Origin of the sequence: Rhodococcus globerulus NBRC 14531, from assembly GCF_001894805.1 — a bacterium.
Lineage (GTDB): Bacteria > Actinomycetota > Actinomycetes > Mycobacteriales > Mycobacteriaceae > Rhodococcus_F > Rhodococcus_F globerula.
Genome location: NZ_BCWX01000002.1, coordinates 608,261 through 635,159, shown reverse-complemented (window position 1 = coordinate 635,159; position 26,899 = coordinate 608,261). Strand labels below are relative to the sequence as shown.

Sequence of the window (26,899 nt, the reverse complement as noted above, 5' to 3'; positions counted from 1 at the left end):
CCACCAATTGTTGCGACAGTGTTGGCCAGACCTAACGTGACCAGGCTGTTGACTACTGCGAGAATTCCGTTCAAGGGCATAACGCCTCCGTAACGACAGATGCGGACTTTCGGCCCGAATGCTGCGATTCCGACTCGGACCGCTGAACGTACTCGTCGAGCGTAGGCGTCTGTCGCCGAGAAATAGGGGCAAAAGCCCTATTTGTTCTCGGAGCGTTATCTAAGGACGATCCCTCGACGTGACTCAGTCGACGGCGACAGCTTCTTCACCGGACGCCTTGGCATCCACGCGATGACGCATATCGGTAATTTCTCGCTCGAAATCTTCTGCGGAGCTGAAGGATTTGTAGACCGACGCAAACCGGAGATATGCCACCTCGTCGAGGTTGCGTAAGGGGTCCAAGATCGCCAATCCCACTTCGTTGCTCGGAATCTCGGCCGAACCGGAAGCACGCACGGCATCCTCGACCTGCTGAGCCAATAAATTCAACGAATCGTTGTCGACATGACGACCCTGGCACGCGCGGCGCACACCCTTCACGACTTTCTCGCGGCTGAAGGGCTCGGTGACACCACTGCGCTTGACAACTGACAGCACCGCTGTCTCGACAGTCGTGAAGCGACGACCACATTCGGGACACGAACGACGACGGCGAATTGCCTGACCTTCATCCGCCTCACGCGAGTCGACCACTCGGGAGTCAGGGTGCCGGCAGAACGGGCAATGCATCGCGGTTCCTTCTTCGTTGCCAGGAATGGCCGCAATTGAAGATTCCCACCAACTGCAAATCTTCGGAGGATCCACAGAGCAGATGCGCGACCACCCGAGGTGGTGTGACTGTCAAGCTCACAGCTTACTCGTTCGACACCACCCGAACGCATGCTCGGTCCTTCTCCGGCCATCGAGTGCCGATCACCCGCGCACTCCGAGACCTCGACTTGCACTGCGCTTACATCAACGCCCCTGCGCGGCAGGAACAATCAGCGTCTGGCCTACCTTCAGCCTGGAATCATTCATTGCATTGAGATCCATGATCCGCTCGATGACGACCCCCACCGATTGACCGGGAGCAATATCGGCTGCGATGTCGCTCAACGATTCACCCGCTGCGACGCGCACAACGGAGGTAGCACCGACCGGATCCGAAGCACCACTTGTGGACACAGCCGCGAGCCCTACCAAACCGAGCACCGCCACGGCCGTCAACAGCACTCCCGTGGCCATGCTCCGCCAACCAACCCCGTCGGAACCGACACGATCGACATGGACAATATGAGGCGCCCGCGACACTCCCACTCGATTGCGGTGTTCGAAGTTTCCGCTATGTGGCCGTGAAGAATCCGAATCTCGATCGAATCGGCGATCACCAACCGGCTCACGAACGGAGTCACGACGTCCGCGGAATTCCGGCGTCTCGCGGCGGACGCGGTAAGCCATCGCCCCGACGGCCTCGTCGTATGGCGCGGCATCGTAGAACGACGCGTGGTACTTCGGCGCCACCCGAGGATCCGGAAGAGCCTGATCAGAAGCTGGGTCGTACTCGAAAGCTGCGTCGTACTTCAGTGCTGCGTTGCCCATCTTGACCTCCGCGGATCTACACCGGCTCATTCGAACTCGTTTGCGGTTCGAACCTGCGTTCGATGGAACGCATGTTCGAATTTCTACCACGTCTGACTGACAAAGTCTTCTATTCGAGCGACACAGGTCGAACAGATGTTTGAAACCGCGAGCAAATGCGACTAGATTCGTGTCAGGTCACACAATGGGAATTCCGAACTGGGACTCCCGGGGCGACATGTACGCACAGAGAACCACGCACCACCGACAACAAAGCTCGACCGAGACAACAAAGTTCGACCGAATAAGTCACAGCACCTCCGATAATCCTGATATCCACCGCTCGTCCACAAGCAATCACCGCAGACAAGCAATCACCGCAAACACGGAAGGCTCAACGCCATGAAGGACGATCGCTCCACAAGTGCCGCAACGGCAGGCGTTGCCGCGACGTCAGCCGAAGCTCTCACCCAGCGGCAGCGCCGCGTTCTCGAAGTGATCCGGGATTCGGTGAGCGAGCGTGGATACCCGCCCAGCATCCGGGAGATCGGCGATGCGGTGGGACTGACGTCGACGTCGTCGGTCGCGCATCAACTCCGCACACTCGAGCGCAAGGGCTTCATTCGCCGCGACCCCAATCGCCCTCGAGCGGTGGATGTCCGAGGACTGGACGAGGTTGCCGCCGACACCGCTATCGCTTCGGTGACGAGGCATGCGTCGGAGATTCGTAGCGCCGCGGGCGATCCGCTTCCTGAGCCTGCATTTGTGCCGGTCCTCGGTCGCATCGCTGCCGGCGGGCCGATTCTTGCGGAAGAAGCCGTCGAAGACGTGTTCCCGCTCCCCCGCGAATTGGTCGGGCAGGGATCGCTGTTCATGCTCAAGGTTGTCGGTGAATCCATGGTCGAAGCTGCGATCTGCGACGGTGACTGGGTAGTCGTGCGTCAGCAGAATGTCGCCGAGAACGGCGACATCGTTGCTGCGATGATCGACGGCGAGGCGACGGTCAAGACATTCAAGCGGGTCAAGAAGGACGTGTGGCTGATGCCGCACAATCCCCTGTTCGAACCCATCTCCGGTAACAACGCCGTCATTCTCGGCAAGGTAGTCACCGTGATGCGCAAGATCTGACGCGTACAGATCAAAAACCAACTATGGCCCCGGCTGATGCCGGGGCCATAGTTGTCGCTGCTTCGATCAGAGGTTCAGGGACCGTCCGATGATTTCCTTCATGATTTCAGTCGTGCCGCCGTAAATGGTCTGCACGCGGGAATCCATGTACGCCTTGGCAACCGGGTATTCCTTCATGTATCCGTAGCCGCCGTGAAGCTGGAGGCAACGGTCGATCAGCTTGACCTGGGCCTCGGTGGTCCACCACTTGGCCATTGCGGCTTCCTGAACCGTCAGTTTCTCGGCGTTGAGCTGCTCGATGAACTTGTCGACGAGAACACGGACGGCGGTGGTCTCCGTCGCCAATTCGGCCAGCACGAATCGGGTGTTCTGGAAGCTGCCGATCGACTTGCCGAATGCCTTGCGGTCTCGGCAGTACTGGATGGTCTTCTCGAGAACGGATTCCATGGCCGCGGCAGCTACCACTGCGATGGAAAGACGTTCTTGCGGAAGGTTCTTCATCAGGTAGAGGAAGCCCATTCCCTCTTCACCGAGCAAGTTGGCAGCGGGAACCCGAACGTCGGTGAAGCTGAGTTCGGCGGTGTCCTGTGCCTTCATGCCGATCTTGTCGAGGTTGCGTCCGCGATCGAAGCCCGGCATGTCGCGCTCGACCACAAAGAGGCTGAAGCCTTGTGCGCCCTTGTCTGGATCGGTACATGCCACCACGATGACGAGATCGGCGTTGATGCCGTTGGTGATAAACGTCTTGGACCCGTTGAGGATCCAGTGGTCACCGTCGCGAACTGCCTTGGTCTTGATGCCCTGCAGGTCACTGCCCGTGCCGGGTTCGGTCATCGCGATCGCGGAGATCAGCTCGCCCGATGCAAATCCCGGTAGCCAGCGCTGCTTCTGTTCGTCGTTGCACAGATCGAGTAGGTACGGCGCCACAACGTCGTTGTGAAGGGTGAAGCCGAGCCCGCTGTACCCACCCTTGGTGGCTTCCTCGGTGATGATCGCGTTGTAGCGGAAGTCCTTTACACCGCCGCCACCGAATTCCTCGGGAACGGCCATTCCCAGAAAGCCCTGCTTTCCGGCTTCGACCCACACGCCACGATCGACGATGTTCTGCTCCTCCCACTGATCGTGGAAGGGTGCAACATGCTGTGCCAAGAACTTCTGGAAGGACTCCCGGAAAAGGTCATGCTCCGGTTCGAACAGGGTACGTTCCACGCCAGCTCCTACTGCTTCGATGCATCACGGGGCGAACGGATGTCCACTCGTCCCACCTGACTGTCGTTCTGACGGTAGAACTCCTGCGAGCACGCGTCGATGACTCGAACGATCACGATTCGTGACTGTACCGGTTACCTGTTACTCGAAGTACGGAATTTAGCTAGATAGCGCATGACAGGGTAGGCGACGAGGATGCCGATCGAGCCCCAGGCGATGCCGCCGAGTTCCACCGAGCCGATGGTGAGTGTCAGGTTGCCGATACCGGCGACCAGTGCGGCAGCGGCCACGGTGAGATTCACCGGATCGGTGAAATCGACCTTCGCTTCCATCCAGATCCGAACACCGAGAATGCCGATGAGGCCGTACAGCACCATGGTCGCGCCACCGATGACGCCGTTGGGAACCGTGAACACCAGCGCGCCGAACTTGGGCGAGAAAGCCAGGACGACCGCCGTGGCCGCCGCGACCCAGTACGCCGCAGTCGAGTAGACGCGGGTAGCCGCCATCACGCCGATGTTCTCGGCATACGTCGTAGTACCCGATCCTCCGCCCGCGCCGGCCAACGTAGTTGCGAGGCCGTCGGCAAAGAGTGCGTTTCCGGCCAGGTCGTCCAACGACTTTCCGGTCATCGCCGACACAGCCTTGACGTGTCCGACGTTCTCGGCCACCAGAACGATCACGACAGGCAGCGCCAATACGATGACCGACCAGTCGAACGACGGGCCGTGCAGGCTCGGGACACCGAACCAATCGGCCTCGCGCAGTGCAGTAACACGCTCGCTGTCGAGGCCGCCGTAGATTGCGGCAAAAACCCAGCCGATCACGACGCCGACCAGGATTCCGAGCCGGCCGAGCAAGCCCGGTCCGACCACGGTGACCAGAAGAATCGAGAACAACGTCACTGTCGCGATCAGGGGCTGCGACTGATACGACGCGGCTGCGGTCGGCGCCAGGTTCAGACCGATCAACGCCACGACAGCACCGGTCACCACAGGGGGCATGACCGCGTCGATCACCCGTCCGCCGATCACGCGCACGGCTACACCGATGAGCATCAGCACGATACCGACCGCCATGACCGCACCGAGCTGCGCGGCCGGGCCGGACCCAGCCGACGCGGTCAGCGGCGCGATGAACGCAAACGACGAACCGAGGTAACTCGGAATCCGTCCCTTGGTGATGATCAAGAACAGCGCGGTACCGATACCCGAGAACAGCAAAGTGGTCGTGACCGGAAAGCCGGTAATCGTCGGCACGAGCAGTGTCGCACCGAACATCGCGATGACATGCTGCATCCCGATGCCGACGGTTCGGGGCCAACTGAGCCGTTCGTCCGGGCGCACCACGGCGCCGTCGGCAATTCGTTTACCGTCACCGTGGACAGTCCAACCGATTCCGCTGGCCCCGGTCGTCGTTTCTCGTTTAGTCACAGCCCGAAATACTAGGTCAGTGCTGGTACTGCGACCTCATTCGGTTCAACTCAGGGCGAGTGCAGCAGCCTTTCGTGCCGACGCCGGATCGCCAGTGGCAAGTACTGCGGCAGCCGCAGCGACACACTGCTCCATGGTGACGGAACCGACCTTGGCGCCGACGCCCGCAACGGACGCGGCAGCACACGAGAGTGACGAAACACCGAGTCCGGCAAGAACGCACGCCAACAACGGGTCCGCCGCCGCCTCTCCGCACACACCGACGCGCTTGCCGACTGCCTGACCGGCCTGCGCGGTACGAGCAACCAATGCGAGCACCGCCGGTTGCCACGGATCGGTGAGCTCCGCGAGTTCGGACGACATCCGATCGGCGGCCATCGTGTACTGAGCCAAGTCGTTGGTGCCGATGGAGAGAAACTCGACGTGCTCGAGGATCTGATCAGCAAGCAAAGCCGCAGCCGGGACCTCGACCATGACGCCGGGAACGAGGCCACGGACTCGGACGGCCTCGGCAAAGCGTTTAGCTTCCGCCGGGGTCGCGATCATCGGCGCCATGACCCACGGCGACGAGCCCGTACGAGCTGCTGCAGCGGCGATCGCGTCGAGTTGCCGATCGAGAATTCCCATGTCCTGCCAGGCAATTCGGACGCCTCGAACACCGAGAGCGGGATTCGCCTCCTCCTGATGATTGGCGAACTTCAATGGCTTGTCCGACCCGGCATCGAGGGTGCGGACGATGATCTTCTTGCCCGCAAACGCTTCCAGAACTTCGGTGTAGATTGCGGCCTGCTCGTCGACCGTCGGCTCCGTCTCACGCCCGAGGAAACACAGTTCGGTCCGAAACAGTCCGATACCGTCGGCAGCAGTGAGCGCTGCCGCCCGGGCACCCGCGCCGTCCTGGACATTGGCCAGTACGTCGACGGGCCGGCCGTCGGCTGTGCGCCCTGGACCCACCCAGGTGCTGACCCGCTCACGCTCGAGTCTGGACTGCTCGACCAGCGCCTTTGCCTTGTCTGCATCGGGATTGCTGATCACCTCTCCGGTGGTCCCGTCGATCAGTACGGGAGTACCGGCTTGCACCGTCTCGAGATCCTTGACGGCGACGATGCACGGAATCCCCAGTTGGCGCGCGATGATCGCGGTGTGGCTGGTGGGACCACCAAGAACCGTGACGAGCCCGATGATCTTGGTCGCGTCGAGACCAGCCGTGTCAGCCGGCGCAAGATCGTCGGCGCACAGAACGGACGGCGTCTCGGGGGCGGGAATTCCGGGTTCCGGCAGTCCGGACAGCTCGGCGATCACCCGATCGCGAATGTCCTTGAGGTCCGTCACACGCTCTGCCATCACCCCGCCGAGTTTCGTGAACATCGTCACGAACTGTTCGGTCGCTGCGATGGTGGCCTGAACCGGAGGCACCCCGGCAGCGATAGATTTTTGCGCTATTCCGATCCAGCCCCGGTCAGCTGCCATAGCCGCATTGGCGGTGAGCACCTCAGCGGCAGCGCCGGTCGCAGAGGCCGCCCTGGCAAGCAGTCGCCCTTCCACCGTCTTGGCCGCGGCGATGAAATCGTCCTGGGCGGCTGCCCGAACCGACTCGTCCAGCGGTGGGGCTTCTGCGATCAACTCGGGGCGCCGGGAAGGCCAGATTGCCGGGCCGTAAGCGACTCCGGGAACAACCGGTGTTCCATGCACACTCGCGATATCGATCTGTTCGGTCATCGGTCCTCCTAGAAACGATTTGCCCGACTGGCCACCAACCGTAGGTCCCACGCCGCGCCGACTTCCTGTTCAGCTTTGTTGTGACGAAGATTACTCGCAACTCTTGACATGTCAACACACTCGGGCGTAAAACAACATAAAGCAACATTGACTGTGACTCGCACCGCACCCGCGAATCACGACCGGCACCAGCAACGGAGAGACTGTGTACGCGGAAGAACGCCAACAAGCGATAGGCACGATGGTGTCGCAGCGAGGACGCATGTCCGTGGCGGCACTGTCCGAGACCTTCGGCGTCACCACCGAAACCGTCAGACGCGATCTGGCCTTCCTCGAACGAATCGGGCAGGTACGACGCGTCCACGGCGGCGCAGTACCCACCGCCTCACTGCACGCCACCGAACCCGGCATGGCAGAACGTGATCAAACCCGCGCAGAACAGAAAGACCGCATCGCCCGTTGTGCGCTGTCGTACCTGCCGCCGAACGGCGGTAGCGCACTCTTCGACGCCGGCACCACCACCGGTCGGATGATCACCGAAATTCCGACCGATCTCGACTTCACTGCGATCACCAATTCCGTTCCGATCGGAGCGCGACTCGCGTCGATGAACTCGGTATCGCTCATCCTCGTCGGCGGCCGGGTTCGCGGAGTCACCCAAGCAGCGGTCGGCGAGGACGCACTACGACTGCTCGGCACCTTGCGTGTCGATGTCGCCTTCATCGGCACCAATGCCATCAGCCTCGGACACGGACTGTCCACCCCGGACAGCGAGGAGGCAGCAGTCAAACGAGCACTGGTCAAGGCCGCCAATCACGTAGTGGTACTGGCAGATTCAAGCAAGGTGGGCCGCGAGCATCTCATCAGCTTCGCGCCGTTGAGCAGCATTGACGTCCTCATCACCGACGAGGACATCACCCCGACCGACACGTCCGAGTTCCACGACCAGGGAATCGAGGTAGTCATCGCATGATCGTCACCCTGACAGCCAACCCGAGCATCGACCGAACGGTGCAACTGGAGCAACCACTCCAGCGTGGCTCAGTCCTGCGAGCCCACTCCACGCGCAGCGATCCGGGCGGCAAGGGGGTGAACGTGGCACGCGTCCTGAGCGCGGCGAAACTCGAGGTTCTCGCGATTCTTCCCGGAAACCCGGGCGACCCGCTTCTCAGCACACTTGCAGATGGCGCAATCCCCCACCTCGGCGTCGCAACCGAGGGCCTCGCTCGCACCAACATCACCGTCGCCGAACCGGACGGAACCACAACAAAGATCAACGAACCTGGCGCGGCCCTCTCCGGCACAACACTCGACAACCTGGCACGCGAACTCGTTTCACGAGCAGATGTAGCCAGCTGGATTGTGCTGTCCGGTTCCATTCCACCTGGCGTCGATCCCGGCTGGTACGGCGAACTTGTTGCGGCACTGCGCGATCACCCCTGCAAGGTCGCGGTCGACACCTCCGACGCGCCACTGTCCGCTCTTGCCGAGAACTTTCCGCTCACGGCGCCGGATCTCCTCAAGCCCAACGGCGAGGAGTTGGCGCAACTCACCGGCGTCGACGGCAATGCCCTGGAAAATGCTGCACAAGAAGGCGATCCGGGGCCGGCGATCGCTGCGGCCACTCTTCTGGTCGAACGCGGTGTCGGCGCGGTGCTCGCAACTCTCGGAGCAGCGGGAGCCGTATTGGTCACCGCCGAAGGCACCTGGATTGCCACCGCTCCCCCGATCGTCGCGGTCAGTACCGTCGGCGCGGGCGATTCCTCACTTGCCGGATACATCCTCGCCGCGACCGCCGGGGCTGATCCAGGGGAATGCCTTCGCCACGCTGTCGCCTACGGAAGCGCTGCCGCCTCCCTCCCCGGCACTACCCTCCCGACTCCAGATCAAGTCGATCTTGCAGGCGTCACGATCTCGTCTGCCACATCCGCACCCGCCCTGCCCACCGAACTCGCCTGACGCCGTAAGGAAATCGACATGTCCGAACCCACCGCACGCAGTTCCGGCTCCCCGATCATCAGCCCAGAACTGATCTCACTCGACACCAATCTCGGCGCCTCGAAAGAGGACGTCATCCGTGCGCTGGCCGCGCGACTGACCGCGGCGGGACGCGCCGACAACGCCGACGGTCTGGTCGACGCCGCCCTGGCCCGCGAAGCGCAGTCCGCCACCGGCCTACCCGGCGGAATCGCGATCCCGCATTGCCGCGCCGAGGCCGTGACGTCGGCGTCGCTGGGGTTTGCGCGCCTCGATCCGAAGGTCGACTTCGGAGCCCCGGACGGTCCTGCCGACCTGGTGTTCCTGATCGCCGCCCCCGAGGGCGCCGGCGCAGAACACATGAAGCTCCTGTCGTCGCTGGCTCGCGCCCTGGTGCGACCCGCATTTGTCACATCCCTTCGGGAAGCCCCGACGCCGGATGAGATCGTGCGGTTGGTCGACGAGGTGCTCAATCCGGCACCGGCAAAGCCGTCTACTCCAGAGCCGGCAGCTGCCGCTGTTTCCACAGCGAAACACTCAGCCGAGTCGACGCCGCCGGAACCGGCCGCGCCTGCCGCTGCCGAGCGTCACGTCGTTGCCGTCACGGCCTGCCCCACCGGCATCGCTCACACCTACATGGCCGCCGATTCCCTCGTCGCCGCCGGTGAACGCGCCGGTGTCGCGGTCCACGTGGAAACACAGGGTTCGAGCGGCAGCACACCGCTCTCTCCGTCGCTGATCGCAAGTGCCGCGGCCGTCATCTTTGCCACCGATGTCGGGGTGAAGGGCCGCGAGCGGTTCGCCGGTAAACCCGTCGTGGCGTCCGGAGTGAAACGGGCGATCAACGAACCGGACAAGATGCTGGCCGAAGCACTCCGCGCCGCTGACAATCCCTCAGCGGCAACGGTGGACGGGACTGCCGCTGCCGGCGCGGATGACGGCGAGACCGGCGACGTCGGGTTCGGCACGCACCTGCGGCAGGTCCTTCTGACCGGTGTCAGCTACATGATTCCGTTTGTCGCCGCCGGTGGGTTGCTCATCGCACTCGGCTTCCTCCTCGGCGGTTACGAAATCTCCGGTCCCGCCGGGGACATCGTTCTCAACAACTCACTGACAAACCTGCCTGACGGCGGCCTCGCCACCTACCTCGGCGCCGTACTCTTCCAGATCGGTTCGCTGGCCTTCAGCTTCCTCGTGCCGGCGCTCGCGGGTTACATAGCCTTTGCGATCGCCGACAGGCCAGGTATCGCCCCCGGTTTCACGGCCGGCGCGGTAGCCGTCTTTGTCGGTGCCGGATTCATCGGCGGCCTCGTCGGCGGTCTGATCGCCGGTGTGGTCGCGCTGTACATCGGCCGGATCTCCGTACCGCAGTGGCTCCGCGGATTGATGCCCGTCGTGATCATTCCGCTGTTCGCCACCATGATCGTCGGCGCGCTGATGTTCCTGGTCCTCGGCCGCCCCTTGGCCGCGATCACCACCGGACTCACCGACTGGCTCAACGGACTCTCGGGTAGCTCCGCCATCTTCCTCGGCATCATCCTCGGCCTGATGATGTGCTTCGACCTGGGCGGACCGGTCAACAAAGCTGCTTACGCCTTCGCCGTAGCCGGTCTGAACGTCGACGACCCCGCATCGCTGCGCATCATGGCCGCCGTCATGGCGGCCGGCATGGTCCCGCCGCTCGCAATGGCACTTGCATCCACCGTCCTGCGCCCCCAGTTGTTCAGTGAAGCAGAACGTGAAAACGGAAAAGCTGCCTGGTTGCTCGGCGCTGCCTTCATCTCCGAAGGCGCCATCCCCTTTGCCGCTGCCGACCCGTTGCGTGTCATTCCCTCGATGATGGCCGGCGGCGCCATCACCGGCGGTCTGATCATGGCATTCGACGTCACACTGAGCGCTCCGCACGGCGGAATCTTCGTATTCTTCGCAGTCGGCGGAATCGGCTGGTTCCTGGTTTCTCTCGCCGCCGGAACCGTCGTAGCTGCGCTGGCGGTCATCGGCGCAAAACAGTTCATCCGCAGTGGCCCGACAGACGCCGAGTTGGACCCCGAAATCGTGCCCGCTGCGGCATGATCGACATCACACCCACCACCACCCTGAGGAGTTCTCATGCCAAGTAAGACAGTTGCCGTAGGTTCCGCAGTTGGCCTCCACGCGCGCCCCGCTGCCCTCATCGCCGAAGCGGTGGGCGCCTCCGGAGCCACCGTGACTCTCGCCGTTGCCGGCGAAGAACCCGTGGACGCAGGCTCGGCGCTGATGATCATGACGCTCGGCGCCGCCAAGGGTGCCGAAGTCACCATCGAATCCGACGACATCGACGCCCTCGAGAAGGTTGCCGAGTTGGTTGCTGCCGATCTCGACGCCTGAATATCCGTCACCAGAGCCGGACGCTCGTATGAGTGTCCGGCTTTGGTGTTTCTATCTGCTGTGTTTCTATCTGTGCCTTCGGAAGCGGACGAGCAAACCACCGCCGATGGCGATCACAACAACACCGCCGGCAATGCCCCACACCGCTGCGTTGCTCGACTCTTCGCCCGCTGACTCTCCGTTTTGCGACACCAGTGCCATCTCGACTGCGCCGCGCAAGACGTACAGAGGCGGGAGCGCTCCGCCCTTCGACTCGGAACCGATCACCAGATCGCCGGCTTCCGTGAACGTGACGGACTCACCTTGAGGTTGATACGGCGTCGGGATGCGTAGCGGCTGCCCCTCGGTGAGTGCGGCGCCTATCCCCTTCTCGCCGACCCGGTAGAGATAGACATCCGAATAATTCCGCAGCGCCACCACCGAACTGTCTGCCGACACCGCGCCGCCGGTGAACATCGAAGCGGCAGTCCCGTCCCCTGTGCTGAGTGTTCCGACTCGCGTCAGCGGTGTCGGCCCGGGTTCGGCCAGCGCGGAAATACTCTGGCCCTGCGCTGGTGTGTAGATACTGCTCGTTCCGAAAAGTTCCTTCGTGACGACGAATACGCGGCCACTTCGATCGACCAGCACTGCTTCGGCGTCGTGCGGTCCGTCTGGGTAGGTCGCGCGATGCAACGACGCGCTACCCGACGCGGGGTCGAGCGTGATGAACGCAACGGTCTCGCGGGTCCTGAGGTTGTCGCCGATGTCCGCGAGAATCAGCGATCCGTCGTACCACGCGAGATCCTCGATGTCGTACGGGTCGATCGGCACGGGAATCCGGTTTCGCACAACACAATCGGTGTTCAGTTCAAGGACAACTTCGTCGTTCCCACTGTCCCCGATGGCGTAGATCCGGTCGCCGACGGCCACCATGCCGGAGAGTTCCTCGAGTCCGGGATCGGTCGGTGTGCAGAGTGGCTCGAATACACCCGTCTCCGGGACGGGTGTATTCGATTGCGCTCCAGCACTTCCGGACAGCAGGACCACCAGCGCACCGGTGGCGGCGACAGTCGCGAGGCGCGAACTACGCACTCGGTGCGTACTCGACCAACTACGCACTCGGTGCGTACTCGACCAGAGCCGACGCCAACATCTGTGGAACGCGCGCGTGAACCCGGGTTCCCGATTCCTCGTGAGCCGACTCCAGAATTGTTCCGTCGGAATGGATCTTGGCCATCAGATCGCCGCGGTGGTACGGAACCAGAACGTCGACTTCCACGTCGGGGCGTACCAGAACCTCGGCAAGGTGGGCTCGCAGTTCCGCAATTCCCTCGCCCGTCTTGGCGGAGACGAACACGGCGCCGGGAAGCAACGCACGCAATTGCGTGAGCGTCACCGGATCTGCGGCGTCGATCTTGTTCACCACGATCAACTCCGGAGGCGCAGGCGAATTGGTCTCGCGCAGAACGTCCGTGATCACTTCCCGAACGGCTTTGATCTGTTCGGTGGGCAATGCATCGGAACCGTCCACGACGTGCATCAGCAGATTCGCGTCGGCAACCTCTTCCAGGGTCGAGCGGAATGCCTCGATCAACTGGGTAGGAAGGTGCCGAACAAAACCGACGGTGTCGGTCAGTACGTACTCGCGGCCGTCTTCGAGCGACGCCCGACGAGTAGTCGGATCCAGGGTGGCGAACAGTGCGTTTTCCACCAGTACGCCTGCCCCGGTGAGCGAATTGAGCAAGCTCGACTTACCGGCGTTGGTGTAGCCGACGATGGCAACAGCGGGGATGTCACTGCGCAATCGACGCGTCCGCTTGGTGTCGCGGGCCGCCTTCATGGCCTTGATCTCGCGCCGCAGTTTTGCCATGCGCTCACGAATGCGTCGACGGTCGGTTTCGATCTTGGTCTCACCGGGACCACGCAGGCCCACACCGCCGTTGCTGCCGGCACGGCCACCAGCCTGGCGCGACATCGACTCGCCCCAACCACGCAGGCGAGGAAGCATGTACTCCATCTGAGCGAAAGCGACCTGAGCTTTACCTTCGCGGGACGTGGCGTGCTGAGCAAAGATATCGAGAATCAGGGCGGTGCGGTCGATGACCTTGACCTTGACGATCTTCTCCAGCGCGGTGAGCTGCGCAGGTGTCAATTCACCGTCGCAGACGACCGTGTCGGCGCCGGTCGAGAGCACGATTTCACGTAGTTCCTGGGCCTTGCCGGAACCGATGTACGTAGCCGTATCGGGTTTGTCGCGGCGCTGTACCAAGCTGTCCAGAACCTCTGAACCGGCCGTGTCCGCCAGTGCAGCCAACTCGGCCATGCTGGACTCTGCCTGCTCAGCAGTTCCCTGGGTCCAGACACCGACCAGGACAACACGCTCGAGGCGCAACTGGCGGTACTCGACCTCGGTGACGTCTTCCAACTCGGTGGACAGTCCCGCAACGCGGCGCAATGCACCACGCTCGGAAAGCTGCATTTCACCAACCGACGGCGTTCCGGAACCGGAAGACGCTGCGTAGTCGGACTCGTCAGCTGTGTACTCGGCCTGCTCGCCTGCCGGTGAAGAGTCGGCACCTGAGTCGGCAGCAAACGATTCTGCAGACTCGTCTGCAGTGGATTCTTGATTGTCATGTGATTTCGTCATACAAGATCCATGTTCCCACGAAACCTCACAGCGGCGCATCCGCTTTTCGCGCACGGCATACGCAGCTCACGCAAGTGATCGCCACCAGTCATCGCTGATCGATCCGGCTGCGAGCAGAACCGACGGTCCGCGAAGCTCGGCAACACCCTTGTCGATCGCAACCTGAACCGCGCCGCCGAGAACCTTGACGGTGACGGTGCCGTCGCTGCGACCGTCGTGGCGCAGCGCCGCAGCGGCTGCGGCAACAGTTCCGGTGCCACACGAGCGAGTCTCGCCGACACCGCGCTCGTACACCCGCATGCTGACGCCGCCGTCTTCGAGTGGCGTCACGAATTCAACGTTCACGCCATGCGGGAAGAACGCCGGATCGAATGCCGGTGCGATGGACAGATCGAGGGCCGCCAACTGCTCGGCGTGCAGATCCTTCTCGACGCAGGCCAGGTGCGGATTGCCGACATCGATTCCCAGCCCGGTGAAGGCCCTGCCTTCGATGCTGGCGCTGCTGGTCCCCAGCTCGGTGACGGTTCCCATGCCTACGGTCACATCACCCGCGGTGGCGCCTGTGGCGTGAACTACCACCGGCCTCGCTCCGGCCCGGCTGCCGACCACGAACTCGCGACGGTTCTCGAGGCCGGAGGCAGTCAGGTAATGCGCGAACACCCGAACACCGTTGCCACACATCTCGGCGATCGAGCCGTCGCCGTTGCGGTAGTCCATGAACCAGTCGTCGGCGGCAATTCCCGTCGGAATCTCGGTCAGGACACCGGCATCGGCGAGTGCACCGGCCCGCGCGACACGCAGAATCCCGTCGGCGCCCAATCCCTGACGACGGTCACAGAGCGCGGCGACGCGCGCCGGCTCGAGATCGATCGCGACATCGAGATCGGGAAGCACGACAAAGTCGTTCTGAGTGCCGTGACCCTTGCTGAAATCCATGAGCGCCATCCTATCCGGACCTACCGGACCCTTACGCCGGCGAGGCCGTGACCACCAGGTTGTGCTCATAAGTGAATCCGGAGGGCATCGACGGATCAGGAACCGTCGGGCCGCCGCAGGTAACCAGAACCAGCCTCGGTGCACCCGCGTCCTCGAAGAACTCGGCCGGCAACGCCACCTTCTCGTAGAGCTTCAGACTCGCCGCGGTGTACGTGTACATGGTGCCCGCGTCGTCGGTGGCGTAGATCGGCGTTCCCGGTTTGATCTGGTGCAACGGCCAGAGCGCGCCGTGGGTGCGGTCGCCGTCGTCGACGTGCCCGGCAACAAGATTGGTGCCGTCCGGCTCACCGAAATGTACGTCGTTGAGGAAGTGCGAGACCTTGTCGGGGTGCGGAAGGATCATGCCGCGATTGGCGCCCAGACCACTGGTCACGATGTCGGCCCGCACGTCGAGGTCCGGGATCGCGAGTGTGTTCGGAGGCAGATCGGTCGGTGCCGCAGCCCAGATCATGCCGGGGTCCGGCGCTGTTCCGACCTCGAACGGAGCATCGGGCAATGGTGCGCTGATCGGTTTTCCCGCGGCACTGACAGCCAGGTAGACAAGGATGGCACCCGCTGCGAGAAACACGACGAGGAGAAGAACCAAGGGCAGAGTTGTCTTGCGCCTGCGGGGCGTTCGAGCGTGCGCCGCCGTCTGCACCATGTTCTCTTCACCCTTCGTCAGCTGGTCGCCATGACCGATTGCCATAACTGTAAGATAGCTGAATTCGGGGATTCGTTACACACCGGTCCGTGCAACTAGCGCATTTCCCCCACAGCAGCTGCGCGCGCGGCGTCCAGCAAATCGTCAGCGCCGCCGTCGAGCCAGTGCACTCGCGGATCGCGACGGAACCACGACCGCTGACGCCGAACGTATCGTCGAGTCCCGATGAAGGTACGTTCGAGCGCCTCAGCGAGGTTGTACTCACCGTCGAGATGCGCCAGCACCTGTGCATAGCCGATCGCTCGCGGCGCGGTCACGCCGTCGCGAAGACCCTGCTCGATCAACGCCTCGACCTCACCGACCAATCCGGTGTCGAACATCAACTCCGTACGCAGTCGAATACGCGCATCCAACCGTTCCGTCTCCCGATCGACACCTAATATCCTTGTGCCCCAACGAGGTTCACCGATCTGCGGAGCTGATGCCGCGAAGGGCTGACCGGTCAACTCCACCACCTCCAGCGCCCGCACCATGCGGCGACCGTCGGTCGGAAGGATCGACGCAGCCGCGGTGGGATCCGCCGCCACCAGCGCGGCATGCACCGCCGCAATCCCCTCGTCGGCAAGAACAGCCTCCCACCGCGCACGCACAACAGGGTCCGTAGCCGGGAAGGCCCACTCGTCGAGAAGTGACTGCACGTACATCATGGAACCACCGACGATGACGGGTACTTTGCCCTCCGCCATCAGCCGCTCCGCGATTGTCATGGCGTCATGTTGGTACCGCGCCACAGTGGCCGTCTCGGTGACATCGAGCACGTCGAGCAGGTGATGCGGAATCCCCCGACGTTCACCGGGTGGAAGTTTTGCAGTTCCGATATCCATGCCGCGATAGAGCTGCATCGCGTCGATGTTGATGATCTCGCCGCCGAACTCCTGCGCCAGATCGAGCGCAAGATCGGACTTGCCCGCAGCCGTCGGACCGACCACGGCGATGGGTCGACAATTTCCAGCTTTAGAATCCGCGGTTTTGCTCACCGGCGCCACATCCCGACGTGATAGCCGACGCCAAGCGGCGCACTGCTGTAGTGCACCACCGCGTCGGGTTGCTCGGTGAAGACCGACGCCAAGACCTGCCACGCGGCCCGGCCCGACGCACCTATCTCGTCGCACAGCGCAGGATCCAGGTCCAGAAGCGCCGCCCGATCACCCTGCTCGAGCGCAGCGTCGATCACTGCCTGAACTGGCGCGGCTCGCTCGTCGAAGCTGCCCGGCGCCTTGGGGGTCAAGGTCGACGCTCCATCAGCGAGGACCAGCAGGCCGACCGGCTCGTCTCCGGCGTCCAGGAGTTCACGCAGCCGCGCGCCGAGTGTGCGGCATTCGTCCACCGACGCGTTAGTTGAAATCAGGTGTACATCGACGGACACGTCCGGCCCGGCCTGCTCGCGGAGCCAGCCCGCGACCAGAGCAGTCAACGGCAGCTCCGGATTGACCGGCCCGCGGGCATCGCCGTCGAGTCGGGTGCGAACGTCAGCTCCGAAGCCGGCAAAGGTCCCGACTTCTCCCCGTCCCACGCCTGCTGTTCCAGCCGTTTCCAGGACTTTCTCGGTGTCGGCGCCCACGGCGATCCATCGCGTCGCCGTGGCTGCCAGTTCCTGAACTACCTGGAGCACAGCCGCCCTGACCTCGCCGGCCGGAGCCGAGTCGCCCGACAATTGGGGAACAAGAAGTGGGGGTGACGGGACCAGTGCGGCAGCTGTGAACACAGATGCCACGCTAGTCCAACCCGAGGTGACAACCTGACACCCTGTTACCTGATTCAATAGTCGTAGAACGTGAGTACCGGGTTCAATGGAACCAGGAATGCGATCAGGCAGCCGTGACGCGCGGCAGAGACGAGGACCGATGACCGAGAACAGCGAACCCACCACCGGAACAGAGACCAGCTCGGCACCCGGCACACCAACCCCCGGTGCTGCCAAGCCGAGCGCGTCGACGCCCAAACCGGGCGCTCCGAAACCAGGTGGACCGCGGCCAGGCGCGCCACGGCCAGGACCGGCTGCCAGTCGGCCGGCAGTACCGACTACCCCGGCAAGCGACCCGAGCAAGTTCGGCCGCGTCGAGGAAGACGGCACCGCCTGGGTGAAGACTGCCGACGGAGAACGCCAGATCGGATCCTGGCAGGCCGGTGACGCCGCCGAGGGGCTGGCCCACTTCGGTCGCCGCTACGACGACCTCGCCACCGAGGTCACTCTGCTCGAGGCGCGACTGACCTCGGGTGCCGGTGATGCGAAGAAAACCAAGGCCGCAGCCGTTGCGCTCCTGGAAACGCTTCCCACGGCAGCCGTGATCGGCGATCTCGACGCTCTTGCCACACGCCTCGATCACATTGTTGCCGGGTCGGACGAAGCCGCAGCTCACGCCAAGGAGGAGAAGGAGCAGTCGCGGGCAACCAATACTGCACGCAAGGAAGCCCTTGCCGCCGAGGCTGAGCAGATCGGTACACAATCCACCCAGTGGAAGACCGCAGGCGATCGTCTCCGCGAAATTCTCGACGAGTGGAAGACCATCCGGGGTATCGATCGTAAGGTCGACGACGCCCTGTGGAAGAGGTACTCCAAGGCCCGCGAATCCTTCAATCGACGACGCGGCGCCCACTTCGCTGAATTGGACCGCGACCGGGCCAGCGCCCGCTCCACCAAGGAAGAATTGGTCGAGCGCGCCGAAAAGCTGTCGACGTCCACCGAATGGGGACCGACAGCGGGGCAGTTCCGCGATCTTCTGACCGAGTGGAAAGCCGCAGGCCGCGCCCCTCGCGAGGCTGACGACACTCTGTGGGACCGGTTCAAGACCGCGCAGGACGTCTTCTTTGCAGCGCGTAATGCCGCGGCCGCGGAACGTGACGCAGAGTTCGAGGAGAACGCAAAAGCCAAGGAAGCGCTGTTGGCCTCGCACGCCAACATCGATCCCGAGCACGGCCTCGACAGTGCCCGCGCGTCACTGCGTGACCTGCAGGAAAAGTGGGACGCCATCGGCAAGGTCCCGCGTGATCGCATGCAGGACCTCGAGGCGCGGCTTCGCGCTCTCGAGAGCAAGGTCCGTGACGCCGTCGACGCACAGTGGCGTCGTACCGACCCGGAGGCCCTCGCCCGCGTAGCCCAGTTCAAGGAACGGGTCACGCAGTTCGAGGAGCAGGCCGCCAAGGCTGAAGCTGCCGGCAAGACCAAGGATGCGGAGAAGGCGCGCGCTCAGGCCAAGCAGTGGCAAGAGTGGGCAGACGCAGCCGAAGGCGCAGTGAACGACTGAGCAGCCGAAGGCGCAGTTAACGACTGAGCGGATTTACCGTCGGCCGGCCCCGGTTACGCGGGGTCAGCCGGCGTTCCACTCCTGGTTCTTCTCAGCTTCCGCCGCAGCGATCCGGCGCTGTTCCTCGGCAGCCAACTGGATTGTCGTGCGCGCCCAGACGACCTTGAGCCAGTGGAACGTCAGGAATATGACGGTGAACCAGCCGATGACAAGTCCGATCGACGGTCCGGCTACGTGGAACGCTTCGGGAATTGTCTGACGCGACCAAATTGCCATCATGCCGAGCGCACTTGCGACGGCACTACCGGCCAGCGCGATCCACGCCACCGACCAACGACGCGTGACCAAGGCGAGCATCGAGAATCCGATGCCGAAGATCACAACAAACCAGACATACAGTCGCGAGAACAGTGCGATTCGCTCGGAAACCGCGTCCTGGTTGAACGCCAAGACGTCCCAGCCGTTGGCTGCCCCGGCGTGCGGAAGCGCAAGCGTTCCGACGAGCACCAGAACGGCAATCGCAACAACCATCGCTCGAACACCCGGATCGATTTCGCCGGCAATCTTCCGCTCGACGGCGTCGAGATCGGAACGGTATTCCTCGAACGAGGCATCGTCACCGGAAGGCGACGTTCTGTTGTCGTGTGCTGAACTCATGAATTGCATCCCATCTGAACGGGTTGTGGGGCTGGGGCACCGATCTTCGGCAGTCCGAGACCGACACCGATCGGTGCGGTCTTGGGCGTGATGCCCTGGTCGAAAGAATCTCCGGCGCGCGTGCGCCGATGGGTGAGCACTCCGTCGTCCGCAACGAGGTGGTGCGGCGCGCCGTGCATGATGACCACCGTCACGACGTCGCCGGGGCGAATCGAGGTGTTCACGTTGCCTTCGGGCCGGAAATGCACCAAACGCCCATCGCGTGCGCGACCGCTCATTCGGTGCGTCGCCGCATTCTTACGGCCCTCACCTGCCGCAACAAGGAGCTCCACTTCGGTGCCCACGAGTTTGCGGTTCTCTTCGATGTTGACTTCTTCCTGCACCGCCAGAAGCCTCACGTAGCGTTCCTGGACCACGTCCTTGGGGATCTGGTCTTCCATCTCTGCCGCAGGCGTGCCCGGGCGGATGGAGTACTGGAACGTGTACGCATTCGAGAACCGCGCCTTGCGTACGACATCGAGGGTTTCCTGGAAATCCTCTTCGGTTTCGCCGGGGAAGCCCACGATGATGTCGGTGGTGATCGCGGCGTGCGGCATCGCGGCACGCACCTTCTCGATGATTCCGAGGTACTTCGACTTGCGGTAGGAACGCTTCATCGCCTTGAGGACCTTGTCGGACCCGGACTGCAACGGCATGTGCAACTGCGGGCACACATTGGCAGTGGTGGCCATAGCGTCGATGACGTCGTCGGTGAATTCGGCGGGGTGCGGTGACGTGAATCGGACGCGCTCGAGTCCCTCGATGTTTCCGCAGGCCTTCAGCAGGGACGCAAAAGCCCCGCGATCACGCGGTTGCTCGGGGTCGGCAAACGACACGCCGTAGGCGTTGACGTTCTGACCGAGCAGAGTCACCTCGGACACGCCTTCGTTCACGAGGGCCTGCACCTCGGCCAGGATGTCGCCCGGACGACGATCTACTTCCTTGCCGCGCAGCGCCGGGACGATACAGAAGGTACAGGTGTTGTTGCAGCCAACCGAGATGGAAACCCAACCGGCATAGGCAGATTCACGCTTCGCGGGCAGCGTCGACGGAAATGCCTCCAGCGCGTCGAGGATCTCGACCTCGGCCCGTTGATTGTGACGCGCACGGTCGAGCAGCGCGGGCAGCGAACCGATATTGTGCGTTCCGAAGACCACGTCGACAATCGGCGCCCGCTTGACGACGGTCTCGCGATCCTTCTGTGCAAGGCATCCACCGACAGCAATCTGCATGTCGGGCTTGGCCTTCTTGTTCTGCGCCAACATACCGAGTGTTCCGTACAGTTTGTTGTCGGCATTCTCGCGGACGGCACAGGTGTTGAAGACCACCAGATCGGGATCGACACCGGACTCCACCTTGCGATAGCCCGCATCTTCGAGAAGTCCCGACAGACGTTCGGAATCGTGGACGTTCATCTGGCATCCGTGAGTCCGCACTTCATACGTGCGGGCAGGGGGCACTGCGGTGGTTGCCGAGGCTTCAGCGGTGGTCGCCGCAGGCGCGGTAGGGGTCTTTTCGTCGATCAGTGACACGCTTCAGCCTAGCTCACGTCCACTACGGCGTGTAATAACGCCCAGGTAAACCGACAAAGCGCCACATAAACGTCAACGGCGTAAAATTTTCACTACCGTTACGCGGAACCCTGACGAAATGCGGGGCACAGACGGAAACTACGCCTAAGGTTCTCGGTTATGACCCAAGCCGACGATGCGACGACGCCGACTACCTCCGGCGATTCCACATCCATGATTTCGATGACCTCGGTGAACAAACACTTCGGGGAACTTCACGTCCTGCAAGAGGTCAATCTCGAGGTACCCAAGGGCCAAGTAGTGATCGTCCTCGGTCCGTCGGGCTCCGGTAAGTCGACACTGTGCCGAACCATCAACCGGCTCGAACCCATCGATTCAGGCACCATCGCCGTCGACGGCAAAACCCTCCCTGAGGAGGGCAAAGCCCTTGCCGCACTTCGCGCCGACGTCGGCATGGTCTTTCAGTCTTTCAACCTGTTCGCGCACAAGACGATTCTCGAGAACGTCATGCTCGCACCGATGAAGGTCCGCAAGGCGAAGAAGGAAGACGCCAAGAAGACGGCACTGCAGTTGCTCGAACGGGTCGGCATCGCCAATCAGGCCGACAAGTACCCGGCACAACTTTCCGGTGGTCAGCAGCAGCGTGTCGCCATCGCTCGCGCGCTCGCGATGCAGCCGAAGGTGATGCTGTTCGACGAGCCGACCTCCGCTCTTGACCCCGAGATGGTCAACGAGGTCCTCGACGTCATGACCTCCCTCGCCAAGGAAGGCATGACCATGCTTGTGGTCACCCACGAGATGGGATTCGCCCGCAAGGCCGGCGATCGGGTGCTGTTCATGGCCGACGGCCAGATCGTCGAAGACACCAACCCGACAGAGTTCTTCACCCACCCCAAGTCGGATCGGGCCAAGGACTTCCTCGGAAAGATCCTCACTCACTGATCAACTCCTGCACCGACGTCCACAAGACACCCGTCTCGACTGCACAGTTCGAATGTCGACACAATTGAGAGGATCTCCATGAAGATCAATCGTTCCGTCCGTTTCGGAATCGGAATCATGGCCATTGCATTCGCAGCCACCGCCTGCGGCGGCGGCGAGGAGAGCAAGACGGTCAGCGAGAACGCCGCTGACGGCAAGCTCACCATCGGCATCAAGTTCGACCAGCCAGGACTCGGCCTGCGCAACGCGGACGGCACGTACACCGGTTTCGACGTCGAGGTCGCGAAGTACGTTGCAAACGAATTGGGCGTCAAGCCCGAGAACATCACGTTCAAGGAGTCACCGTCCGCCCAGCGTGAGACGTTGATCCAGAACGGCGAGGTCGACTACATCGTCGCGACGTACTCCATCACCGACGCACGTAAGGAAAAGGTCGGCTTCGCCGGACCGTACTTCGTCGCCGGCCAGTCACTGCTCGTCAATGCGGACAACACCGACATCACCGGTCCCGAATCACTGAACGGTGGCAAGATCCTGTGCTCGGTGGCTGGGTCCACCCCCGCCCAGAAGGTGAAGGACACCTACGCCAAGGACGTCCAGCTCCAGGAATTCGACACCTACTCGGCGTGCGTCGAAGCGCTGCGCAACGGCAAGGTCGACGCAGTCACGACCGACGACATCATTCTCGCCGGCTACGCGGCACAGTCCCCCGGTGCATTCCGTATCGCCGGTGAGCCGTTCACGACCGAAAATTACGGAATCGGCTTGGCCAAGGACGATTCCGAAGGCCGCGGCAAGATCAACGATGCCATCGAGAAGATGATCTCTTCCGGAGCGTGGGCAGAAGCATTCACCGAGACGGTCGGCCCGTCCGGTTACACGATGCCCGCTCCGCCCACTGTCGACCGGTACTGATCCAACTGAGCAGTAGCCATTCCAGGTGGGGTTTCCATGTACGGAAACCCCACCTGGGCAAGCACTTTCAACAACGACCCATGAACTGGGGAGACCGTAAGTGAAAATACTCGACGATTACGGAAGCCAGATCCTCGAAGCGTTCTGGACCACGATCCAGCTCACGATCTTCTCGGCGATCGGCGCATTGATACTCGGAGTGATTGTTGCCGCGATGCGGGTGTCTCCCGTACCTGTCGCCCGATTCCTCGGCGCCGCCTACGTCACTGTCTTCCGCAATACGCCGCTCACCCTGATCCTGCTCTTTTGTGTGTTCGGTCTGTACCAAACTCTCGACATCAGCCTCGCATCGACCAGTTCGTCAACCTTCGTGATCGACAACAACTTCCGCTTGGCCGTCCTCGGACTGAGCGTCTACACCGCGTCGTTTGTGTGCGAGTCGATCCGCGCCGGAATCAACACCGTCCATGCCGGACAGGCAGAAGCAGGACGGTCCCTCGGGTTGACCTTCCTGCAGAACCTCCGACTCATCGTTCTTCCGCAGGCTTTCCGCGCTGTGATCGCACCGCTCGGTAGCGTCCTGATTGCTCTGACCAAGAACTCCACCGTCGCCGCCGTCATCGGCGTGTCCGAGGCATCGAAATTGATGAAGGAGATTCTCGAAAACGAAGCCGCACTCTTCGTGACCGCAGGAATCTTTGCAGTCGGCTTTGTCATCTTGACCCTGCCGACAGGATTGCTCTTCGGTAAGCTCGCCAAGAAATTCGAGGTCGCACGATGACTAAGCAAGCAACGGTTCTCTACGACGCACCCGGCCCGAAGGCACGGGCACTGTACCGATTCGCTTCGGTTGTCGTAGCCGTCCTCGCCCTCACCATCGCGTATGTCGTGTACCGCGCGCTCGACGACAAGGGGCAGCTGACCTCCGCCAAATGGGATCCGTTCCTGCAGGCGAACGTCTGGACGACGTATCTGCTTCCCGGCATCAAGGGCACCTTGATTGCGGCAGCACTGTCCATCGTGCTTGCACTGATCCTCGGCGCAATTCTCGGAATCGGCAGATTGTCCGATCACCGCGTTGTGCGAATTATCAGTGGTGTCATCGTGGAATTGTTCCGTGCGATTCCCGTGCTTCTGCTGATCATCTTCATGTACGCCGTTCTTGCCGAATACAAGATCGTGAAACTCGACTACTTGGCGCTTACGGCCGTCGTGGTGAGCTTGACGCTCTACAACGGATCGGTGATCGCGGAAATCGTACGCTCGGGAATCAACTCACTCCCCCGCGGACAAAGTGAAGCCGCCAAAGCTCTCGGTATGCGCAAATCTCAAATCATGGTGACAATCTTGCTACCCCAAGCAGTCACAACCATGCTCCCCGCACTGATATCGCAAATGGTTGTTGCGCTCAAGGATTCAGCTCTGGGTTACATCATCGGCTACACCGAACTTGTTCGACAGTCCACCCAGCTGGGTGCTGCGTTCCAGAACTACCTGCCGGCGCTCATGGTGGCTGCTGTCATCATGATCATCTTGAACTCTTCGCTGACTTACCTGGCAACCAAGGTCGAGAAACGACTGAGGTCCGGAAAGCGAAAGGGCAAGGGCCCGATCGCTCCGCCTGTCGCCGATGTTGCGGTGTCGGTTCCGGGAATGGATCTGACCAAGCCGTGAACTGATCGACCTATTGCTTCACCGACACCAGAAGCGGGGTGTGTCACCGAATTCGGTGACACACCCCGCTTCTAATTTTGTTGCTACGGCTCCGCGTAGTTTTGTCGCCTACGGCTCCGCATAGTTTTGTCGCCTACGGCTCCGCGGCAGCCATCTCGGCTTTGACGACCTCGTACGACATGCTCGCCGAGTAGCCCTTGCGCGCAAGCATCGCCACCAGACGTCTCATCACCTTGTCGCGATCGTCGACCGGCTTGTTGCGCAACTTCTTTCGAACGAGATCAGCTGCCCGCTCGCGCTCGTCTTCTGCATCGATCTGCGACAACGCTTCAGTTGCCACATCCTGATCGACGCCCTTGAGTCGAAGTTCGACGGCCAACGCCTTCTTGCCTTTGCCCGAATAGGTGTGACGTGAATGCACCCACTGGTTGGCAAAATCCGCGTCGTCGATGAGACCGATCTCCTGGAGACGATCGAGTGCCCGAGTAATAATGTCGGTCTCGTATCCCCGGCTGATCAGCTTCTTTTCCAACTCGGACCGACTGCGCGCGCGGTCACTCAGGAGGCGCAGGCAAGCATCCTTTGCCTGCGCCTCCGTGCCACCCTCGGCGCGCTGTGTACCTTCGCCGCGCTGCCTGCGTTCGCCGCGGTGATCGCTGCCACCACGGCTGCCCGCCCGATCGGACCGCGAGCGAGACCTTCGATAACCGGTGTCGCTGCCACCGTCATCGTCGATGTACTCCATGACAGGGATCAGAAGTCGGCGGGAGCTTCATCGGTAGCGGTGACATCGGCACCGATACCCAGCTTTTCCTTGATCTTCTTCTCGATCTCGTCACGGATATCGGTGTTCTCCAGCAAGAACTTTCGAGCGTTTTCCTTGCCCTGACCCAACTGGTCGCCTTCGTAGGTGTACCAGGAGCCGGACTTACGGATGAACCCGTGCTCGACACCCATGTCGATGAGCGAGCCTTCCTTGCTGATGCCCTGGCCGTAGAGGATGTCGAACTCGGCCTGCTTGAACGGCGGAGCGACCTTGTTCTTGACCACCTTGACGCGGGTGCGGTTACCGACTGCGTCGGTACCGTCCTTGAGCGTCTCGATACGGCGGATGTCCAGACGGACAGACGCATAGAACTTCAAAGCCTTACCACCAGTGGTGGTTTCGGGTGAACCGAACATCACACCGATCTTCTCGCGAAGCTGGTTGATGAAGATGACGGTGGTGCCCGAGTTGTTCATGGCACCGGTGATCTTTCGCAGTGCCTGGCTCATCAAACGAGCCTGGAGACCGACGTGGCTGTCACCCATTTCGCCTTCGATTTCAGCGCGGGGAACAAGCGCTGCCACGGAGTCGACAACGATGATGTCGAGAGCGCCGGAGCGGATCAACATGTCGGTGATCTCGAGCGCCTGCTCACCGGTATCGGGCTGGGAGACCAGCAGTGCGTCGGTATCGACACCCAACTTGGCCGCGTAATCCGGATCGAGTGCGTGTTCCGCGTCGATGAATGCAGCGATGCCGCCGTTGGCCTGCGCATTGGCAACTGCGTGCAATGCAACGGTGGTCTTACCCGAGGATTCCGGGCCGTAGATCTCGACGACTCGACCACGAGGCAGGCCGCCGATGCCCAGCGCGACATCGAGCGCGATGGAACCCGTGGGGATCACCGCGATGGGCTGGCGAACGCCTTCGCCCAAGCGCATCACCGAACCCTTGCCGAAATTCTTGTCGATCTGCGCCAACGCGAGGTCGAGCGCCTTGTCCCGATCTGGTGCCTGTGGTGCCATCGTGATCCCCATTCTCAAGTCTCTTCAGTGGTGTTGCGATCAGAGTAGATCCGGCTACCGACAAACTTTTGATTCATCGTGCCGACCCACTCGAACCCTGCAGTCGCGGAAGCGGCAGTTACCACCGAACACACTCAGCATAGACGAACATCTGTTCGAAACACAGGCAAGGATCGAACATTGCCGAAACAAACTAGCGACGCGACGGCGGCACGTCGAACTCCGCGCACAACGCTCGCCACACCTCGCGGGGGTCCTGGCCTGCCTCGATAGCCTCTGCGGCAGTCAGTCCGCCAAGGCTCAGGATGACGTGGTCGAGCAGCATCGAGTCACCTCGTACCTGCCCGAACTCTTCTCGTACCAATTCGTGAAACTCGGTCAATCGCACG

26 protein-coding genes are annotated in these 26,899 nt (G+C 62.3%); 10 read left to right on the top strand and 16 right to left on the bottom strand.

Annotated features, from left to right (window positions below):
• Nucleotides 1-243: 243 nt before the first annotated feature.
• The gene (gene nrdR, locus RG2_RS11515) at nucleotides 244-729 is read right to left on the bottom strand and encodes a transcriptional regulator NrdR (RefSeq protein WP_033234817.1); all 486 of its coding nucleotides are present in this window, start codon (nucleotides 727-729) and stop codon (nucleotides 244-246) included.
• Between the two features lie 225 nt (nucleotides 730-954).
• The gene (locus RG2_RS11510; protein WP_051730546.1) at nucleotides 955-1,578 is read right to left on the bottom strand and encodes a LysM peptidoglycan-binding domain-containing protein; all 624 of its coding nucleotides are present in this window, start codon (nucleotides 1,576-1,578) and stop codon (nucleotides 955-957) included.
• A 381-nt stretch (nucleotides 1,579-1,959) separates the two neighbouring features.
• Here RG2_RS11510 and lexA point away from each other — a divergent pair, with 381 nt between their 5' ends.
• Complete coding sequence (lexA, locus tag RG2_RS11505) at nucleotides 1,960-2,685, top strand: transcriptional repressor LexA (RefSeq protein WP_033234818.1); 726 nt, start codon at nucleotides 1,960-1,962, stop codon at nucleotides 2,683-2,685.
• A 66-nt stretch (nucleotides 2,686-2,751) separates the two neighbouring features.
• On the opposite strand, the gene RG2_RS11500 is transcribed toward lexA, so the two are convergent.
• The 3 genes from RG2_RS11500 to RG2_RS11490 form a co-directional block, all read right to left on the bottom strand.
• The gene (locus tag RG2_RS11500; RefSeq protein WP_033234819.1) at nucleotides 2,752-3,894 is read right to left on the bottom strand and encodes an acyl-CoA dehydrogenase family protein; all 1,143 of its coding nucleotides are present in this window, start codon (nucleotides 3,892-3,894) and stop codon (nucleotides 2,752-2,754) included.
• A 134-nt stretch (nucleotides 3,895-4,028) separates the two neighbouring features.
• A complete protein-coding gene (locus RG2_RS11495; protein WP_045067399.1) occupies nucleotides 4,029-5,327 on the bottom strand; it encodes a uracil-xanthine permease family protein in 1,299 nt (432 codons plus the stop codon).
• Nucleotides 5,328-5,372: 45 nt separating this feature from the next.
• Nucleotides 5,373-7,046, bottom strand: a complete 1,674-nt coding sequence (locus tag RG2_RS11490) for a phosphoenolpyruvate--protein phosphotransferase (protein ID WP_033234820.1) — start codon at nucleotides 7,044-7,046, stop codon at nucleotides 5,373-5,375.
• A gap of 205 nt (nucleotides 7,047-7,251) precedes the next feature.
• On the opposite strand from RG2_RS11490, the gene RG2_RS11485 reads away from it, so the two are divergent.
• The 4 genes from RG2_RS11485 to RG2_RS11470 are packed head-to-tail and all read left to right on the top strand — an operon-like array spanning nucleotide 7,252 to nucleotide 11,390.
• Nucleotides 7,252-8,019 (top strand): DeoR/GlpR family DNA-binding transcription regulator, encoded by a 768-nt coding sequence (locus tag RG2_RS11485; protein WP_033234821.1) that lies wholly within the window; start codon nucleotides 7,252-7,254, stop codon nucleotides 8,017-8,019.
• The gene (gene pfkB, locus RG2_RS11480; protein ID WP_033234822.1) at nucleotides 8,016-9,005 is read left to right on the top strand and encodes a 1-phosphofructokinase; all 990 of its coding nucleotides are present in this window, start codon (nucleotides 8,016-8,018) and stop codon (nucleotides 9,003-9,005) included. The genes RG2_RS11485 and pfkB overlap by 4 nt, the downstream gene beginning before the upstream one ends.
• A gap of 18 nt (nucleotides 9,006-9,023) precedes the next feature.
• A complete protein-coding gene (locus tag RG2_RS11475; protein WP_033234823.1) occupies nucleotides 9,024-11,096 on the top strand; it encodes a PTS fructose transporter subunit IIABC in 2,073 nt (690 codons plus the stop codon).
• A gap of 36 nt (nucleotides 11,097-11,132) precedes the next feature.
• Nucleotides 11,133-11,390, top strand: coding sequence for an HPr family phosphocarrier protein (locus RG2_RS11470; protein ID WP_033234824.1), 258 nt, complete (start codon nucleotides 11,133-11,135; stop codon nucleotides 11,388-11,390).
• 66 nt (nucleotides 11,391-11,456) lie between these two features.
• Here RG2_RS11470 and RG2_RS11465 read toward each other — a convergent pair whose 3' ends face one another.
• The 6 genes from RG2_RS11465 to RG2_RS11440 all read right to left on the bottom strand — a co-directional run bounded on the left by RG2_RS11465 (nucleotide 11,457) and on the right by RG2_RS11440 (nucleotide 17,420).
• Nucleotides 11,457-12,461, bottom strand: a complete 1,005-nt coding sequence (locus RG2_RS11465) for a hypothetical protein (RefSeq protein WP_033234825.1) — start codon at nucleotides 12,459-12,461, stop codon at nucleotides 11,457-11,459.
• 19 nt (nucleotides 12,462-12,480) lie between these two features.
• The gene (gene hflX, locus RG2_RS11460; RefSeq protein WP_033234826.1) at nucleotides 12,481-14,016 is read right to left on the bottom strand and encodes a GTPase HflX; all 1,536 of its coding nucleotides are present in this window, start codon (nucleotides 14,014-14,016) and stop codon (nucleotides 12,481-12,483) included.
• Nucleotides 14,017-14,082: 66 nt separating this feature from the next.
• Nucleotides 14,083-14,952 carry a diaminopimelate epimerase gene (gene dapF, locus RG2_RS11455; protein WP_033234994.1) on the bottom strand — a complete coding sequence of 290 codons (870 nt, stop codon included), beginning with the start codon at nucleotides 14,950-14,952 and terminating at the stop codon, nucleotides 14,083-14,085.
• A 31-nt stretch (nucleotides 14,953-14,983) separates the two neighbouring features.
• Nucleotides 14,984-15,700, bottom strand: coding sequence for a class F sortase (locus RG2_RS11450; RefSeq protein ID WP_230590169.1), 717 nt, complete (start codon nucleotides 15,698-15,700; stop codon nucleotides 14,984-14,986).
• 50 nt (nucleotides 15,701-15,750) lie between these two features.
• Nucleotides 15,751-16,692 (bottom strand): tRNA (adenosine(37)-N6)-dimethylallyltransferase MiaA, encoded by a 942-nt coding sequence (gene miaA / locus RG2_RS11445; RefSeq protein WP_051730547.1) that lies wholly within the window; start codon nucleotides 16,690-16,692, stop codon nucleotides 15,751-15,753.
• Complete coding sequence (locus RG2_RS11440; RefSeq protein WP_033234827.1) at nucleotides 16,689-17,420, bottom strand: class III extradiol dioxygenase subunit B-like domain-containing protein; 732 nt, start codon at nucleotides 17,418-17,420, stop codon at nucleotides 16,689-16,691. The genes miaA and RG2_RS11440 overlap by 4 nt, the downstream gene beginning before the upstream one ends.
• A gap of 139 nt (nucleotides 17,421-17,559) precedes the next feature.
• On the opposite strand from RG2_RS11440, the gene RG2_RS11435 reads away from it, so the two are divergent.
• Entirely contained in the window at nucleotides 17,560-18,960 is a 1,401-nt protein-coding gene (locus tag RG2_RS11435) for a DUF349 domain-containing protein (RefSeq protein ID WP_033234828.1), read from the top strand.
• Nucleotides 18,961-19,023: 63 nt separating this feature from the next.
• Here the strand turns inward: RG2_RS11435 and RG2_RS11430 are convergent, their stop codons facing one another.
• Together RG2_RS11430 and miaB are read right to left on the bottom strand one after the other, a co-directional pair.
• Nucleotides 19,024-19,617, bottom strand: a complete 594-nt coding sequence (locus tag RG2_RS11430; protein WP_033234997.1) for an Rv2732c family membrane protein — start codon at nucleotides 19,615-19,617, stop codon at nucleotides 19,024-19,026.
• Nucleotides 19,614-21,116, bottom strand: a complete 1,503-nt coding sequence (gene miaB, locus RG2_RS11425; RefSeq protein ID WP_033234998.1) for a tRNA (N6-isopentenyl adenosine(37)-C2)-methylthiotransferase MiaB — start codon at nucleotides 21,114-21,116, stop codon at nucleotides 19,614-19,616. Before miaB ends, RG2_RS11430 begins: the two co-directional genes overlap by 4 nt.
• A gap of 285 nt (nucleotides 21,117-21,401) precedes the next feature.
• Between miaB and gluA the strand changes: the two genes are divergently transcribed.
• From gluA to RG2_RS11405, 4 genes are all read left to right on the top strand, one after another.
• The gene (gluA, locus tag RG2_RS11420; protein WP_080711761.1) at nucleotides 21,402-22,130 is read left to right on the top strand and encodes a glutamate ABC transporter ATP-binding protein GluA; all 729 of its coding nucleotides are present in this window, start codon (nucleotides 21,402-21,404) and stop codon (nucleotides 22,128-22,130) included.
• Nucleotides 22,131-22,208: 78 nt separating this feature from the next.
• Entirely contained in the window at nucleotides 22,209-23,045 is an 837-nt protein-coding gene (locus RG2_RS11415) for a glutamate ABC transporter substrate-binding protein (protein ID WP_033234830.1), read from the top strand.
• A gap of 100 nt (nucleotides 23,046-23,145) precedes the next feature.
• Nucleotides 23,146-23,826 carry an amino acid ABC transporter permease gene (locus RG2_RS11410; RefSeq protein ID WP_033234831.1) on the top strand — a complete coding sequence of 227 codons (681 nt, stop codon included), beginning with the start codon at nucleotides 23,146-23,148 and terminating at the stop codon, nucleotides 23,824-23,826.
• Nucleotides 23,823-24,719, top strand: a complete 897-nt coding sequence (locus RG2_RS11405; protein WP_033234832.1) for an amino acid ABC transporter permease — start codon at nucleotides 23,823-23,825, stop codon at nucleotides 24,717-24,719. Before RG2_RS11410 ends, RG2_RS11405 begins: the two co-directional genes overlap by 4 nt.
• A 133-nt stretch (nucleotides 24,720-24,852) precedes the next feature.
• On the opposite strand, the gene recX is transcribed toward RG2_RS11405, so the two are convergent.
• The 3 genes from recX to RG2_RS11390 form a co-directional block, all read right to left on the bottom strand.
• Nucleotides 24,853-25,464: a recombination regulator RecX gene (recX, locus tag RG2_RS11400; RefSeq protein ID WP_072782495.1), complete on the bottom strand. Its 612-nt coding sequence runs from the start codon at nucleotides 25,462-25,464 to the stop codon at nucleotides 24,853-24,855.
• 8 nt (nucleotides 25,465-25,472) lie between these two features.
• Nucleotides 25,473-26,510 (bottom strand): recombinase RecA, encoded by a 1,038-nt coding sequence (gene recA / locus RG2_RS11395; protein WP_033234999.1) that lies wholly within the window; start codon nucleotides 26,508-26,510, stop codon nucleotides 25,473-25,475.
• 193 nt (nucleotides 26,511-26,703) lie between these two features.
• The gene (locus RG2_RS11390) at nucleotides 26,704-26,898 is read right to left on the bottom strand and encodes a DUF3046 domain-containing protein (protein ID WP_033235000.1); all 195 of its coding nucleotides are present in this window, start codon (nucleotides 26,896-26,898) and stop codon (nucleotides 26,704-26,706) included.
• Nucleotide 26,899 lies beyond the last annotated feature (1 nt).